This window comes from Lysobacter korlensis, from assembly GCF_042434515.1.
In genome coordinates, this window is record NZ_JBHLTG010000004.1 from 185,664 (window position 1) to 201,294 (window position 15,631).

11 protein-coding genes are annotated in these 15,631 nt (G+C 66.4%); 9 read left to right on the forward strand and 2 right to left on the reverse strand.

Going from position 1 to position 15,631, the window contains the following annotated elements; genetic code table 11:
• The first annotated feature begins 169 nt into the window (after positions 1-169).
• The 3 genes from ACFFGH_RS17335 to ACFFGH_RS17345 all read left to right on the forward strand — a co-directional run bounded on the left by ACFFGH_RS17335 (position 170) and on the right by ACFFGH_RS17345 (position 3,869).
• Positions 170-2,560, forward strand: a complete 2,391-nt coding sequence (locus ACFFGH_RS17335) for a penicillin acylase family protein (RefSeq protein WP_386671269.1) — start codon at positions 170-172, stop codon at positions 2,558-2,560.
• Between the two features lie 404 nt (positions 2,561-2,964).
• Positions 2,965-3,273 carry a hypothetical protein gene (locus tag ACFFGH_RS17340; RefSeq protein WP_386670542.1) on the forward strand — a complete coding sequence of 103 codons (309 nt, stop codon included), beginning with the start codon at positions 2,965-2,967 and terminating at the stop codon, positions 3,271-3,273.
• Between the two features lie 107 nt (positions 3,274-3,380).
• On the forward strand, positions 3,381-3,869 hold the full coding sequence (locus ACFFGH_RS17345) for a hypothetical protein (RefSeq protein WP_386670544.1): 489 nt from the start codon (positions 3,381-3,383) through the stop codon (positions 3,867-3,869).
• A 277-nt stretch (positions 3,870-4,146) separates the two neighbouring features.
• On the opposite strand, the gene ACFFGH_RS17350 is transcribed toward ACFFGH_RS17345, so the two are convergent.
• Together ACFFGH_RS17350 and ACFFGH_RS17355 are read right to left on the reverse strand one after the other, a co-directional pair.
• The gene (locus tag ACFFGH_RS17350; RefSeq protein WP_386670546.1) at positions 4,147-6,051 is read right to left on the reverse strand and encodes a serine hydrolase domain-containing protein; all 1,905 of its coding nucleotides are present in this window, start codon (positions 6,049-6,051) and stop codon (positions 4,147-4,149) included.
• A 71-nt stretch (positions 6,052-6,122) separates the two neighbouring features.
• Positions 6,123-6,452 carry a hypothetical protein gene (locus ACFFGH_RS17355; protein ID WP_386670548.1) on the reverse strand — a complete coding sequence of 110 codons (330 nt, stop codon included), beginning with the start codon at positions 6,450-6,452 and terminating at the stop codon, positions 6,123-6,125.
• Positions 6,453-6,584: 132 nt separating this feature from the next.
• On the opposite strand from ACFFGH_RS17355, the gene ACFFGH_RS17360 reads away from it, so the two are divergent.
• From ACFFGH_RS17360 to ACFFGH_RS17385, 6 genes are all read left to right on the forward strand, one after another.
• Complete coding sequence (locus ACFFGH_RS17360) at positions 6,585-7,160, forward strand: RNA polymerase sigma factor (RefSeq protein WP_386670550.1); 576 nt, start codon at positions 6,585-6,587, stop codon at positions 7,158-7,160.
• On the forward strand, positions 7,147-7,587 hold the full coding sequence (locus ACFFGH_RS17365; protein WP_386670552.1) for a hypothetical protein: 441 nt from the start codon (positions 7,147-7,149) through the stop codon (positions 7,585-7,587). The genes ACFFGH_RS17360 and ACFFGH_RS17365 overlap by 14 nt, the downstream gene beginning before the upstream one ends.
• 462 nt (positions 7,588-8,049) lie before the next feature.
• Complete coding sequence (locus ACFFGH_RS17370) at positions 8,050-9,207, forward strand: S41 family peptidase (RefSeq protein ID WP_386670553.1); 1,158 nt, start codon at positions 8,050-8,052, stop codon at positions 9,205-9,207.
• A gap of 960 nt (positions 9,208-10,167) precedes the next feature.
• On the forward strand, positions 10,168-11,649 hold the full coding sequence (locus tag ACFFGH_RS17375) for a tyrosinase family protein (RefSeq protein WP_386670555.1): 1,482 nt from the start codon (positions 10,168-10,170) through the stop codon (positions 11,647-11,649).
• A gap of 547 nt (positions 11,650-12,196) precedes the next feature.
• A complete protein-coding gene (locus tag ACFFGH_RS17380; RefSeq protein ID WP_386670557.1) occupies positions 12,197-14,758 on the forward strand; it encodes an ATP-binding response regulator in 2,562 nt (853 codons plus the stop codon).
• Positions 14,755-15,138: a response regulator transcription factor gene (locus ACFFGH_RS17385; protein ID WP_386670559.1), complete on the forward strand. Its 384-nt coding sequence runs from the start codon at positions 14,755-14,757 to the stop codon at positions 15,136-15,138. The genes ACFFGH_RS17380 and ACFFGH_RS17385 overlap by 4 nt, the downstream gene beginning before the upstream one ends.
• Positions 15,139-15,631: the final 493 nt, after the last annotated feature.

Here is a 15,631-nt window from a genome sequence, read left to right on the forward strand (position 1 = left end):
GATGTAGGCCTGCTCTTTTTCATCGCGCGTTTCCTGGGCTCCGTCAGACACATCCGCACTTCGTCGCACTGACCCGCTCTCAATGCTCGAGCTGGGGCAGTCTCACGCCAGCGCTGCATGTCCGGCGGCCTGGCGCTGCCGACCTCCCTTGCCCTTTAGATGCCAACCCATGAATAGACGAGTGATCCGCCGGTCCGCAAGGACCGTTACCGCACTGTGTGTCGCGCCGTTCCTTGTCGCGTGCGCCAGCTTGCCGCGGCTTGACGGCACGGCCAGCCTGCCCGGTCTTTCCGAGCCCGCGCGCATTGATCGCGATGCGCTCGGCGTCGCCACGATCACGGCGGCCAGCGAAGCCGACGCAATGCGCGCGCTGGGCTACGTCCACGCGCAGGAGCAGTACTTCGAAATGGACCTGATGCGCCGCTCGGCCGCGGGCGAACTGGCCGAGCTCGTGGGCGCCCGTGCGGTGGAGATGGATCGCAAGCATCGTGTGCACCGCATGCGTGCGCGGGTTGAGCGCGACCTCGAAACCATTGCCGGCGACAAGCGCGCGGTGCTGCAGGCCTATACCGATGGCGTCAATGCGGGACTGGCCGATCTCAAGTCGCGGCCCTGGCCCTACCTGCTGCTGCGCACGAAGCCGCAGCCGTGGCGGATCGAGGACTCGGCGCTGGTCGGCTATGCCATGTTCTTCGAACTGGAAGACGAGGCGCACGAACGTGAGCTCACGCTGTGGCGCATCAAGCCGCACCTACCCGACGCGCTGTTCGCGCTGCTGACGCACAACGGCAGCCAATGGGACGCGCCGATCGTCGGCGAGGCCAAGGGCAATGCGAGGCTGCCGTCGCCGGAGGAGGTCGATTTGCGCTCGCTCGCATCGGCGAGCGCGGCGAAACCGCTTCGGGTCGCGACGCCTTTTCCCGTCGGCAGCAACAACTTCGCGGTGTCGGGCGAGTTGACCGCGGACGGCCGGGCGATCGTCGCCGGCGACACGCACATCGGTCTGCGCGCGCCGAACATCTGGTTCCGCGCGCGGCTGCTGTACCCGGATCAGCGCGCGCCCGATGGGCGGGTCGACGTGAGCGGGTTCACGCTGCCCGGCGTTCCGATGGTCGTTATCGGCAGCAATACGCACATCGCATGGAGCTTCACCAACGGCTACGGCGATTGGTTGGACTGGCAGCGCGTGCCTGCATGTCCAACCTCCGGCGACGCTCCGTCGGAGCCAGCCTGCGCCGTCCGCACCACCGAGCGCATTCGCGTCGCCCGTGCGGACGACGTGCTCCTCGAGGTGGAAGAAACCCCGTGGGGCCCGGTCATGCACCGCGAGCCCGACGGCTCCGGCCTGGCGCTGCGCTGGGTGGCGCACCTGCCGGGATCCATCAACTTCGCTCTGACGGACTTCAGCGTCGCCGGATCCGCCGGCGAGGCCATACGCATGGCCGACCGGGTCGGCATGCCGAACCAGAACATGCTGGTGGGCGACCGCGACGGCCGTATCGCCTGGCGGCTGGCCGGCCTGATCCCCGCACGTGACGGCGCGTGCGTACCATCTCCCGTGGATGCCGGCACCGGCCGTCCCGTTGAGGGCGCCATGCTGGAAGGCTGCACACCATGGACCGCGACCGCGGTCGGTGCCCCGGCCGTGGTGGCGCCGGCGTCCGGACGCCTGTGGACGGCCAACAGCCGCGTCGTGGACGGCGCCGCGCTCGACCACCTCGGCGACGGCGGCTACGCGGACGGCGCGCGTGCCGCGCAGATCCGCGACAACCTGTTTGCGCGTGAAAGCTTCAACGAGCGCGACCTGCTCGCCGTGCAGCTCGACGACAGCACGAAGTTCATGCAGCGCTGGTGGGAGCTGATGCAATCCGCCGCTGCTCGTGCACAGACGCCCGCCCTGCAGGCGCTGGTCGCCGCTGATCCGAACTGGTCGGCGCGCGCGGACACGGACACGGTGAGCTATCGCATCGTCCGAGCCTGGCGGCAGCAGGTACATAACCGGATCGCGACCGGGCTGCTGGCCCCGGCGCGCGAGAGGATGGGGGCGGAAGTCCCTGAAATCCGCCTTCCGCAATTCGAGGGCGTGGCCTGGCCGATGGTGACGGAGCGACCTGCGCATTTGCTGCCGGCCAAGTTCAGCAGCTGGGATGATCTGTTCGAGGACGCGGCGAAAGAACTGCAGGCCGCCCTCGCTGAGAAGGGCCCGCTGGACACGCTCACCTGGGGCGAGCGCAATACCGCAAAGATCTGCCATCCGCTGGCCGATGCGCTGCCCTCGCTCGTGCGCTCCCGGCTGTGCATGCCCGGTGACCCGCTGCCGGGCGACACCGTCGGCATGGCGCGGGTGCAGAGCCCGGATTCCGGAGCGGCGCAACGCATGGTGGTGGCCCCGGGCCGGGAAGCCGACGGCATTATCCACATGCCCGGCGGCCAGAGTGGCCATCCGTTCTCGCCGTTCTGGGGCGCAGGCCATGACGATTGGGTGCATGGGCGGCCAACGCCATTCCTGCCGGGGCCTGCACTGCATTCGCTTCAGCTGAGCGTGCCGGCAAGCAAGTGATCCGATCGACAGCAGGCACTTGGCATAGGGTCAGTGCCCGCGGGCCAGCGGGCGCCTGCCGCGCTCAACGCATCCCCGGCAGCGCGGCTGGACAGAGCAAAGCGCCAGGCCACGGCAGCAGCCGATCGCACGTCACAAGGTCCGCTTCTCACCCAAAGTTGTGAGGCGCTGGCCGCTAGAACATGCGGTTTCCGAAGGGCTGCTCTGGGCATTCGTCACTGCGTCGGTCTTTGCGGCGGCGCGCGTCCATGAGTCCATCGGTTGGCAGCATTGCGCGTTGTGTAGGGACACGCCACAGTTCGACCGTAAGGCCCGGCCGCGCGGCTGATTGTTTCCAGCGACGGCCTCTTCGCACTCGACTCGGCTCGAGTCTGGGCCCAGCCACACACTGTCAGGGGATACCGGTGAAACCATTTCATGTGCTGATCGCGCTTGCGCTGGGCGCGTCGTCGGGATGTGGCGACGGGAGCGACAACCAGCCGCTGCCGACCGTCGATTCAGAAGGCAGGCTGACGATACCGGCAGGGTATAAACCGGGCCCGGACATCGAACTGTCGAGAGTCGACTGCGAGGGGTATCTCGCCATGACACCGATCGACATCCGCGAAGAGGCCCGCAGGATGTGTCTGCAGAGCACGACGGACACGGAGCGGGCGGCGAATCCGTACTGCAAAGCACATCGCGTCACCGAGTACTGCACGCCTGCGAAGTAGACGTGCCCCCGGGTTCACCGGATCGGGCTCGGCGGAGTAGTGAAACCTGCCGGGCGCGTGCGCCCACCCGAACTTCAAATCTTTCGAGATCGCCCCTCATGCGCATGTTGCTTATCACCCTGGCGCTGTCGGCCTTTTCGTCGACCGCGCTTGCCCAGAGCGTCCAGCTCAAGGGTGGCGCAGTCTCAATCGGTGATTCCGTCGACAGCCTCCTGAAGGTGGCCGGTAAGCCGGACCAGGTCCGGCCTTTTCCGGGGTCGCCGTCCTTCACGCTATACGAGTACTCGACCGGCGACCGACACGTGAATGTAAGCGTCAAGGACGGCAAGGTTACCGGCATCGCGGACGGCACCCTCGTCAGCATGCCGACGCCGGCGCGCTGGACAGGCGTCGAGCTCCACGGAACCCGGATCGTCATCGGTGACAGCCTTGCGAAGCTCCTGGGCGCAGCCGGGGAGCCGGCCAGCATCCGGTCGTTCGCCGACATGCCCGGCCTTTCGGTGTATGAGTACTCGCTCGAAGGCCGGGAAGTGACCGTCTCGATCACCGACGGCAAGGTCAGCGGCACCTCCGAAACGAAAGCCGTGAAGAAATGATGGGCGCTGCGGGCGAGAGCGGAATCTGATGCAATTACGCGCCGCTGCGCGGTCCACTTCCCGGCCGTTCGGCACGCTCGAATACGCAAGCAGGCTGAAAGGCGAAGCTTGCGGAATCGGAAGTTCGGCGCTTCCGGAGCGGGTCGTGGTGGACGCGGTTCTGACGGTGGTTCCGCTGGGTGCTAGGCGCGGTGCTCATCTGCGCCGCAGCCGGCCATTTCAGTGGCTGCAAGCCCGTCGCACGCCCATCGTCACTCCGGGCACTTTGCATCGGGCTTCAGAGTGTCTTCGCCCGCTGAACCGCACGCGATGCCGTGGTCCCGGAATCCGCAAGCGGCTCGCCCAGTGCGGCCGCGGTCAGTTGTCGCGCGATCGAGCCCGGCTCGCGCCCGCGCGACGGCGAATCGCTGTTGTGCAGTACGACGACCGAGAGACCGGGCTCCGGGACGTAGATGAGGTGCGACGTAAAGCCGAATATCCAACCGCCATGCTCGAACGCAGGCGAGCCCTGCTCGCGCGAGATCGAGATGCCGTAGCCGTAACCCGACTCGGTGGCTTGCCCGACAGGTGTGATCATGCGCATGTACAGATCGGGCCGCAGTACGCGGCCACCGTGTAGGGCGCGGCTCCAGCGGGCGAGGTCGTCGACGGTCGAGACCAGCGCGCCACCGGCATGGGGTTGGGTCATGCTGAGCGGCTTGGCGGGCACCGCGCCGTGTCCGTCGGTGCCATAGCCCTTGACCTGACGAGCGGTCACATCGGGGTCAGCCCCATAGCCGGTGTCGTTCATGCCCAAAGGCGTAAACAGCTCCTGCTTGAGGTACCTGTGCCAGGGCTGGCCACTGACCGTTTCGATGACGGCTCCCACGAGCACGTAACCGGAGTTGTTGTACTTCCACCCACCGCCCGGTGCGAAGTCGGGCGCTTGGCCCTTGAAATGATCGACCAGCTGCTCGGTCGTGAGGTCGCGCTGGATGGGCCCCTCCATGATGCCGGGCATCTCGGTGTAGTTCCCGATGCCGGACGTGTGGTTGAGCAGCTGCTCCACGGTGATCCGCGCGGCGCCGGGGTAGCGGGGCAGATACTTCGACAGCGGATCTTCGAGCGCAACTCTGCCTGCTTCGACGAGCTTGAGCAGCCCGGCTGCGGCGATCTGTTTGGTGACCGACCCGATGCGAAAGCGAGCGTCGGGACTCAGGGGTACGTTGGCGTCGACATCAGCCAAGCCACGGGCGCCGCGGAACAGCACCTCGTCGCCGCGCATCACGAGCACGGCCGCACCCGGCGCGTCGGGGTCGTACGCGGCCGCCAGTACGGTTTCCGCAAGGCGCGCGACCGCGGAGGCCGCTGGTGGCGTGGCCGCCGGCGCGGTGGCAGGCGTCGCGCTACCGACAGGAACCGGCCTGTGGTCATAGCTCAGCACGCGAGCCACCCTCCACGCGCCGTTGCTTTCCTTGCGCCACAGCGTGCTGAAGCGCGCCGCGGTATACGTTTGCGCGCCGGCCTCGATGAAGCGGTGCTCGCCGGTCTGCAACGCACCGACGTGGGCGATCGGGAAGGCGCGCAAGGAGCCTTCGACGAGTTCGCGGCGGATGCCTCTGCCCGCCGGGCAGTCGGCGGTCAAACGCTCGAAATCCTTGATCACGTCCCCTCGCTGGCGCAGTCCGCTGCGGTCGTGCACGAATTCGATGTCCTCCGCGAGCATTCCGCGAATTCGCACTATGTCGCAGGCGACGAAGGCGGCGTGGAACAGGGCCGCGTCGAGCCGCGCAAGTTCATCATCCAGCGACACTGGGTCTGCGTCAGCCGGTGGGTCGATCCGTACGCCCTGCATGCGCGCGCCGGGCATCACCACCACCACGCGCTCCGCCCGACCGGACGGCGGCTCGAACGTGATACGGGCATCGGGCTGGGCGGCGGGCCGGAACGTGCGAGCTGACAGCGGCTCGAGTACCGTCGGATCGTTTCCGCCGAGGCGTCCAAGCAACTGACCCTCGTGCTCTGACACCTGCAGCTCGGGCCCGCCGTCGAGCGTGTACCGGCCGACGACGCTCGCATGGCCTGTGGCCTCCACGGCTGGGCGGGATTCGGTGGCGGTGCTACCTGCAGAGGCATGCGCTCCGATCGACGGGCACGCGCAGAGGAAGGCGGCGGCTAGCGCCACCGGCAGAAGGTTTTTCATGATGACTCCGGTAGGTTCGGCGCGGGAGGCGCCGATGGGATGCGGGACGGCGGATCACCCGGCCGCGCGGTTCAGGTCAAACGACGGACCAGAGCGAAGTGCCCGAGGTTGGCGACGCCCAGTGCCCCCAGCACCAGCGCCAGCGCGCCAGCGGAAAACGCGGGCAGGCGGGCGAGCTCGATCACGGCGAAGGCGATCGCTAGGCACACCAGGTTGAGCCCCCATTGCAGGGCGCCGAACCGACGGGCCCGTGCCTCGCCCTCGACGATCGAGGCGACCAGTGCATCGGAAGCGCCATCGCGGATGACCAGGATGCGCACCACGGCTCCGACCAGTACGCTGAATCCGTAGGTGATGCAGACGAAAAGGACGATCGGCACGATGATCTGCTTGAGTTCCACGATGGGCTCCTGCACGGCCGCGATGACCGTTCACCTCCCCATGGATACGCCCTGCAGCGTTCCGGTTGCACCCACTTTGCAACCGAAGCCGGGGGGGCACGTATCTAACCCGTCCATGACCAGGGATTCGACATGAGTGCCGACCGCGACCTCGTCACCGCCGTACTGGCGGGAGACGTCGCGGCGTTCGAGCGGCTCGTCGTCGAGCACCATGCGCTGTGCTGGCGGATCGTCGTGCGCATCGTGCGCGATCCCGAACACGCCCACGACATCTGTCAGGAGACCTTTCTCCGGGTGCATCGCTCGCTGAGCCAGTACCGGCACGAGAGCGCATTGCGGACGTGGATCGGCCGCATCGCGTACTCGCTGGCCCTGCGCCATCTGGAGCGCCAGCGCGGCGGCGTCCAACTGGTCGGTGCGCCCGATGCGGGCGAAGTCTTCGAGGCGGTGCCCGACAGCGCACCCGGCCCGCACGAGACTCTGGCGAGCGCGCAGGCCCATGCGCGTCTTCATCGCGCGATCGACGCGCTGCCGCCGTTGCAACGATCCATCGTGCGCCTCTACCACATCGACGAGATGCCGATTTCCGACATCGCCGACATCACCGGCGTGCCGACCGGCACGATCAAGAGCCACCTGTTCCGCATCCGCGCACGTCTGCGCGGGATGTTGGACGACCCATCGGAGCGGATGCATGACCCAGCATGATGGCGACCTCGAGAGATCCTGGCGATTGCAGGAGCAGGCCCTACAGCGGGCCTTGGCTGCTCAGCCCGGCCCGAGCAGCGATGTGCGCGACCGTCTGCTCGCAGAAGCGCTTGCCACGGAGTCCATGCCGCCCCCGCCAGCGCATCTCGTTGCGAGCATCCTCGCCGACCCGCGCCTCCGTCGACCGGTCACCCGCACCGGCGGCGCCTGGCTCGTACTGGCCGTCTCGGCCGTGACGTTCGCGGCGCTACTCGCCACGGCCGTCGAAGCCTATGCCGGCGGTATCGCGAACATGCTGACAACCCTCGATGCGGATCCGGGAGCGCCCGCGTTCGCACTCGCGGCAGCCTCGATCATCGTTCTCGTCATGCTTCGCCTTCCAGGCGCACTTGCTCCGGAGCGCGGCCAGAGAGCAGCAATGACGTGAGCCGCCGAGGCGGCTTTCAATGAAGGTTGTGAAGAAATAACAAGACGCTTGGGAGGGGCGCATCTGATGCAACCACGCCGCCGCTGCGCGGCTCATCTCGTCCCGCCTGTTCAGCGCTCGATTGCGCAAGCAGGTTGAAAGGTAAATCTCACGGCATCGGAAGCTCGGCATTTTCCGGAATGTGTCGTGGGGGTACGCGGTTCCGACGGTGGTTCCGTTAATCCAAGTGTTGGCTCATCGGACGACGTCCGCTTCGCCACGCTGCGATTGACCACGTCCGCTATCGACCGCAATTGGAGGTTGCTCGAGCCAGCCGGGCTGGTTGGTCAGCGTGCCTGCTGGTTTTGGCGCTGCCGTGATCAGCCCTGCTCTGGTGCTGATCACGGGCGACCTCGACGGAGGAGCAGCTTCTCGCAGACCCACCGCAGCAGGAGAGCGTGGTGGCGCGCCACCGAGTGCGTGATGCAAGATGCCGCACCGGGGAATCTGACGAACTTCAAGATGAATGCACGAGCGGCGCTACGGCTCGGCGGGGCCGCCGTATACGTTCTACTGCTCAGCGCGTTGTGGGCAGGGGCTGCGATCGCTGCACCTCCCAGCCGCGCGGAACAGACGTTTGAAGAGTTCTGGCGGTTTTTCGATGAAAACTACGCGTTCTTCGCTGAGAAGAACATCGACTGGAAGCTCGAATACGAGCGCAGTCGCCCCTTGGTGAATGGGCGAACGACCGACGAGCAGCTTTTCGACGTGCTCACGACCATGGTCAAACCCCTTGGCGATCGGCATGTGATCCTTATCAGGCCGGGCGCGAAGGAGTTTGACGCGCGCCGACCCTCGCGCATCAACGCCGAGTTCGGCGGCAAGGGGCAGCCAGGTGCGTTTGGGCAAATGGTGAACAGCACCCTGCAGGCCCAGGGGTTTGCTCCGCTCAAGTTCGCGGGCCCGGTGGCCGGCGGCAAGCCGCTCTTTTCCTACTCGAGCAATGCCCGGACTGGCTATCTGCGCTTCACACGTACCTGGGGCCAAACACTTGGCGGTCTCCCTCTCCCGGTGACGCCGGGCCTCGACACCACGTTGGAAACAATCTTCCGTGAGTTCGCAGGGAAGGACGGGCTGGTCATCGATGTACGCTTCAACGAGGGTGGCTTCAGGCAAATTCCGTTCGCTGTCGCCGGGCGCCTGACCGAAACCCGATTTCTTGGCCACTATCATCAAAACAAGAATGGCAAGGGGCATGGCGAATTCGGTGAGCTGATTCCAAGTTTCATCGAGCCTGCGAAGGGAACACGCTTCCTCAAGCGCGTAATGCTCCTCACCAACGACCAAACGGTCAGTGGCGCTGACGAATTCGCATTGGTGATGACGCAGCTGCCCAACGTCACCCTGATCGGTGAAAGATCCAACGGCAGCTTTTCCGACCGATACCCATATGTGCGTCCGAAGGTGCTGCCGAACGGATGGAAAATCCATCTGAGCAATCAGCGCTATTTCTCGCCCGACAAGGTGAACTACGAAGGTGTAGGCGTTCCGGTAGATATCGAGGTTCAGAACATGTGGGCCGACAAGGATGGCCCCGGAGATGCAGTCCTTCTCAGGGCGCTACAGGAGCTGCCCCGATAGCCACCTGAATCACATGTTCGGCTCCGACCGGGGAGAGGCACGGGCCGGTCAGCACCGGCAGGGTTGTCAGCCCGACCTCCCGCAGCCTCGCGGCCTGAGCTTCTCACGCAGACCTGGCTAGTGCATCAAGCGCCTCATCAAGGCTCGATCTCATATTTCCACTTTGCGATAGATGCGCGCACTAAGGCGGCGGCTTCGAACTGTCGCGCGTGCGCCGTGCGCTGCCACGAGACAATGGCGCTCCCTGGAAAAGGTTCGAAGGCGATTCCACGGCGCCTCGACGACAGCGGGCAAGCCCGGCAAGAGCTCCGAGAAGGAGGTCGTCCAGTTGCCCGAGGCCACGCAGCTGCCGGGGCTCTCATGGTCAGGCGGCGCGCCTGGCCGGCCGGCGTCGCGGAGCTCGCAACCGTCATGCTGAAGCTCCGACTTGAACAGCGCGTGGGCATGGAGCCGGCTTCAGCTGCCGGGCCGAGCAGGGCAACCGTCTCGAGTGCCACGCATGGCCCCGAGCTTGGCGGGCGCCGACGCTCAGTATCGCCATAGCCACCGTCCGTTCGCGAACACGAGGCCGATGTGTGCTGCTGGCCGATAGCGGAGGTCGGACAGACAGGTAGGGCAGGTGGCCGGGAGCGGCAGACGGCGGGCGTCTAGCGGTCGGTCAGAGGGGATGACGGGCCAAAGGGAGGCGGTCGGTGCCAGCGCCTGCCTGAGAGCCCTGGCCTGCCGCTCTGCTGTGGGTGGCGACTTCTGTGGTGCCCCCGCGGCCCCGCGGCGACTTCCTACTGTCCGGCGGGCGGCGCGGCCAATTTGCCTCTTGCAGCCATTGCAGCCCAGGCCGGTTCCGAGCTTCCGCACCTTGACCTGATCCCGCTGCCGGATCCGTCTTACGACTGAGCGCCATGGAGCTCTGGCGGCGATCGCGCGGCTGGATGCCCGACACCGACACCCGAGACCACCGCCATGCAGTCACCGTCCCGTCGCAATTTCGTCCGCGGCCTCGCCACCGTCCCCTTCGGTCTGTGGCTGGCCAGCAACGCCTATGCGAATACGCACTACGTTCGCTACGACATCGCCACGCCCGAAGGGCAGGAGATGCTCAAGGTGTTCGCGGACGCAGTGAAGCTGATGAAGGCGCGCAGCGAGGCCGACCCGCGCAGCTGGACCTGGCAGTGGTACACGCACTTCGTCGCCGGCAATACGACGAAGGCGAATGAGCTCACGCGTATTTTCGGCGACACCGTCAGCCCGATGCGCACGCTGGCCGACGAGATGTGGAACACCTGCCAGTCGCACGCGGGCCAGAACGCGAACAACTTCCTGCCCTGGCATCGCATCTATGTCTGGTACATGGAACAGATCGTGCGCGACATCACCGGTCGCCCCGATTTCACCCTGCCGTACTGGAACTACACCTCGCACGACCCGGCCAAGCGCGGCATTGTGCCGGCGCAGTTCCGCATGGCCACCGACCCGGTATTCGGCTCGCTCTATCGATCCAACCGCACCAGCCTCGCGAACACCGGCAAGCCGATCCACCAGGCGCAGCCGACCGACTCGATGGACATCAGTGCTGCGATGGCGGCCGCCAATTACAGCACCGTCGGGGAAGTGCAGGGTTTCTGCCGCGCGATCGATTCGGGCATCCACGGTCAGATCCACGTGCTGACCGGCACCACCTCGAACATGGGCAAGATCTCGTACGCCGCGCAGGACCCGCTGTTCTGGGTGCACCACGCCAACGTCGACCGCCTGTGGGCGAGCTGGAACCGCAACGGCGGCCTCAACCCGAGCTCGGGCACATGGCAGGACCGCTCCTTCGTATTTGTAGATCGCGTCGGCCAGCGCGTGGTGGGCAAGCTGCGTGATTTCTTCGACTGCGGCGTGCTCGGCTACGGCTACGACCGCCTGGTGGCGTCGAACGGCCATGAGGACGGCACGATGTCCACGCTGAGCGCGCGCAGCGCGCTTTCGGGGCCGGCGACGCGCGTGCCGGAACGCATCGCATCGGCCGCGTCGGTGGAGCTGGGCGCACGCCCGGTCCGCACGCAGCTCAAGCTCGGCGAGGGCAAGCCGCTCACCGCGCTCGATCCGTCGGGCCGGCGGCGCACCTACCTCGTGGTCAAGGACCTGCATACCTGGGAGCAGCCGGAAGTGCTGTACCACCTGTACCTCACGCCACGCGGAAACGGCCCGGCGCGCGCGCTGCATGTCGGTACGATCAACTTCTTCGATGCCGAGTTCCACGACCATGGCAACTCGAAGCTCGACGAAGCCCTCGGCGAGAACTTCTACAGCTTCGATGTAACGCAAGTGCTGCAGCAGCTCGCGAGGAACGGCGTAATCCGCCCCGACGCGCCTCTGGAACTCACCGTGGTGCCCGGCGGCACCCCGGCGGCCGGTGCAAAGCCGTTGGTCGGCAGCATCCGCCTCGTTTGGCAGTGACATCACGCGGCGCGGTGACGCCGCGCTGAGCAGCAGGCTGCGTGCGCGTCAGTCGTGCACGCAGCCTGATCCGAGACATGCGCCGCCTGCCGTCGACACGCTGATCAGTGGATCGCGGAGTCGGTTGCCGAGATCTGCGCCGGCATCACCGGCTGAACTCGCCAGCCTTATTGCCGGGTCAGTCACCGATGCGGTCGTGCAGACCGTTCGCAGTCCACCCGGGCGAGTCCGCTTCGCAGCGCTGCTTGGTTGACGCATCACGGTGCCTGCGGATCGCGTTCTTGGCCGAGCGGGCTCGACAGGCTGCGCAATAAGCTCGGCCGTGCCCGAGCCGTCGGAGCGGGGCGCTGCGTCGGAGAGCTGAGTCCTGGTGCCGGAGCCTGTCCCTCCGAGACTTCCGCGAGGCAAAGATTCAGCCGGCCTCGAGGATGCAAGGGCGGGCCCTGCGGTCGATCCGGCTGAGAGTGAGCTCAAGCGAATTCTCAACCGCAACGTCGTTGAACGAACCATTGCGATCAGGACGCGCCGCTGGCCCGCGGCGGCGGGTATGTCATCCGCCACAATTAGGGAACATCCGGCCGTCCAGCGCGTAATAATGCAGGCACTGTGTCTCGCATTTCCGGGTAGGCCCATGCCCCAGTGGCTCAGCGACGCGCTCGAAAAAAGCGCGTACTTCATGCCCCACGGCCACTGCTATCTGTGGATCCCGTGGTTGTTGTGGCTGCACGTGCTGTCGGATTTCCTGATCGGCGCGGCCTATCTGGGAATCTCGCTGATCCTCTGGGCGCTGGTCCGGAAGATCCGGCTCCCGTTCAGTCCGGTGTTCATCGCGTTCGGCCTGTTCATCGGGCTGTGCGGGATGACGCATTTCATGGAGATCTGGACCGCCTGGAATCCGGACTACATCTTCGAAGGGCTGGTGAAGGCCGCGACCGCAGCGGCGTCCGTCGCAACTGCGATCGGCCTGTTCTACATCCGGCCGCAGGTGGAGGAGGTCGTGTACACCGCGCGCCTGTCCGAGGAGCGCCGGATCAAGCTCGAGAGCACGCATGCCGAACTCGAAGCGACGCTGGCCCAGGTGCGTGAACTCAACGAACTCAAGGGCCAGTTCTTCGCGAACGTCAGCCATGAATTGCGCACGCCGCTGACGCTGATCCTGGGCCCGGCCGAGCACCTGTTGGCCGACGACACGCTGACGACTTCGCAGCGCCGCCAGCTCGAGAGCATCAGTGCCAACGGCAAGATGCTGCTGAAGCAGGTCAATGATCTGCTGGATCTGGCCAAGCTGGACTTCGGCAATGCCGAGCTTGCATACGCCGAGTTCGATGTCGCCGCCTGGCTGCGGCGTCTGGTCGGGCAGTTCGAAATTGCCGCTGAGCAGCGCGAGCTGCGCCTCGTGGTGCAGTCGCCGGATCGGCTGGTTGTACACGCTGACCAGGACAAGCTGGAGCGCATCGTCGTCAACCTCCTGTCGAACGCGCTGAAGTTCACGCCGCGTGGCGGTGCCGTCGAGGTGGGCCTGTCCGAGCAGGATGGAATGATCCGCATCGCGGTAAGCGACACCGGGCCGGGTGTGCCGGTCGATCAACGCGAGGCGATTTTCGAGCGCTTTCGCCAGGCGGAAGGCTCGGCCACGCGTGAGCACGGGGGTACGGGGCTCGGCCTGGCGATCGTCAAGGAATTCGTCGAGCTGCACGGCGGCACCGTGACGGTGTCCGATGCGGCGGGTGGCGGGTCGAGTTTCATCGCCGCGCTGCCGAAGGCCGCGCCGCGGGCGCTGGATGTCAGCCCGGCGCCAGTGGGCGCGGGCAGTCGCGCCCCCGCGCTGGAAGGCGCCCTGCATGAGCTGTCGGTGCAGGCTTCGACCACGAGCGGGGAGAGTCTGCCATCGGTTGCGGGCAGGCCCGAGGTTCTCGTCGTCGAGGACAACCCCGAGCTGCGCGCATTCATGGCCGGCGCGCTCGCGGAGCGTTTCAACGTGATCACTGCAGCCGACGGGGTCGAAGGTCTGACCGAAGCCAGGGCGCTGAGGCCCGACCTCGTGATCACCGACGTGATGATGCCGCGCATGAGCGGCGACCAGCTTGTCGAAGCCCTGCGTGCGGACGCGCAGTTCGACACGGTCCCGGTCCTGCTGTTGACCGCCAAGGCCGATGACGAGCTTCGCGTGCGCATGCTCGCAAGCGGCGCGCAGGATTACCTGACCAAGCCGTTCCAGCCCCAGGAGCTGCTCGCCCGGGCGGGGAACCTCATCGGCGCCAAGCGCGCGGGTGATGCGTTGCGCACCGAACTAGCCTCGCTCTCGACCGACCTGGTCGGGCTTGCGGAAACCGTCAGCCAGCGCAACCGTCAGCTCCGCCTTGCAGTCGAGACCGCGGAGGTCGCGCGTGAGCAGGCCGAGGCGGCAAGCCGCACCAAGAGTGCGTTTCTGGGCGTGATTTCCCATGAGCTGCGCACGCCGTTGTCGACGCTGAACATGACGCTGCAGGTCATCAGCCGTGACACCCGCAACGAGCTGCCTGCAGCGCTCGCTTCGCGCATGGAGCGGCTCATGCGCGCCTCCTCGCAGATGACTTCGCTGGTGGAAGGCCTGCTCGAGTACACCCGGGTCGAGAGCGGCCGGCTCAGGCTGCAGCTCGAGCGGATCGACGTGACCGAGCTTGCGCGCGAAATCATGCGTGATCACGTCGAGCAGGTACCGCCGGGCGTACAGATGGAGATGCAGCCCGCTCCCGAGGACATGCCAGCGCTCGAAAGCGATCGTCGACTGCTCAGCGTCGTGATTGGGAACCTGCTGTCGAACGCGCTCAAGTTCACGCAGCAGGGCGCGGTCACGCTCCGCCTGGCCCACACCGCAGAGGTCGCTGTGATCGAAGTGGCAGACACCGGCATCGGCATCGCACCGGAGGACCTCGAGAGGATCTTCGAGCCCTTCGAACAGCTCGAGCCCGTCAGGCGCAAGTCCGTGCCCGGCATGGGCCTGGGCCTGGCGCTCGTGCGACAGCTCGTGCAGGCGATTGGCGGCCGAATCGACCTGTCTTCGACGGTCGGCGAAGGCACACTGTTCCGGGTCAGTCTTCCGATCCAGCAACCCCGGAATGAATCGTGACGCACGAAGACATCCTGATCATCGACGACAGCGCGGACATTCGGGACACGCTGCGGGATGTCTTCGAGCTGGAGGGTTACTCGGTGCGCACCGCCGAGAACGGCAGGGTCGGGCTGGACGTGCTGCAGGCCGGCCAGCCGCCGTGCCTGGTCGTGCTGGACCTGATGATGCCGGTCATGGATGGGTGGGAGTTCCTCCAGCGGCTCAGATCGCACGGTGACCGGAAGGTGGCCGCCGTGTCGGTGGTCGTTGTGTCCGGCGCGAGCAGCCCCGGTGAGCTGGCCGACCTCGAACGCCGGTACGGCTGTTCCGTCCTGACCAAGCCTGCCGATATCGGCAGGCTGCTCGGCGAAGCGCAGGGTTGCTGCGGCGACAAGTAAGGCGGGCGGTGTTCAAAGCGGCTGCTTCGCTCACAATGCCGGGCTCGGCTGGGGTTGACCAGCCGTTGGCGCCCGGTTGCCCAGTGGCGGCTTTCGGCCCTAGGCGAAGCGCTTGATAGACACTCAGGTGCTGCGGAGAGCCTCGAAACCGACGCCAGTCAGCAGGCTGATCAGCGCCGTGCCGCGGGTCGCGATAGCGCTTCATGATCGCGGCGAGCGCAACAACCCACGCCAGCCCCGTGCGTCGACAGGGGAATGCAGTAGTCAGCAGCCCGCAGGCTGACGGGCAGGCTGACGCGGTTGGATTCACTTACCGAACCACCCATGAGCCCGCTCTGCCGATGCGCTTGCTCGTCCAGTGGCGTACGCGTGCGCTGCCTTCCCCAGTCGCATTCAAGCCCCGCGAGCTCAATCGGAGCGCCGCTGACATGGTCCGCCTTACGGCTAGCAGCGGCCTCACCACCGCCCTACCCGAAAAATTCCCGGTGGCGCA

Bases quoted from the DNA above. Each gene is read 5' to 3' on its own strand.
- ACFFGH_RS17335 (WP_386671269.1), top strand. From the start codon at position 170: ATGAATAGACGAGTGATCCGCCGGTCCGCAAGGACCGTTACCGCACTG.
- ACFFGH_RS17350 (WP_386670546.1), bottom strand. From the start codon at position 6,051: ATGAAAAACCTTCTGCCGGTGGCGCTAGCCGCCGCCTTCCTCTGCGCG.
- ACFFGH_RS17360 (WP_386670550.1), top strand. From the start codon at position 6,585: ATGAGTGCCGACCGCGACCTCGTCACCGCCGTACTGGCGGGAGACGTC.
- ACFFGH_RS17365 (WP_386670552.1), top strand. From the start codon at position 7,147: ATGACCCAGCATGATGGCGACCTCGAGAGATCCTGGCGATTGCAGGAG.
- ACFFGH_RS17370 (WP_386670553.1), top strand. From the start codon at position 8,050: ATGCAAGATGCCGCACCGGGGAATCTGACGAACTTCAAGATGAATGCA.
- ACFFGH_RS17375 (WP_386670555.1), top strand. From the start codon at position 10,168: ATGCAGTCACCGTCCCGTCGCAATTTCGTCCGCGGCCTCGCCACCGTC.
- ACFFGH_RS17380 (WP_386670557.1), top strand. From the start codon at position 12,197: ATGTCATCCGCCACAATTAGGGAACATCCGGCCGTCCAGCGCGTAATA.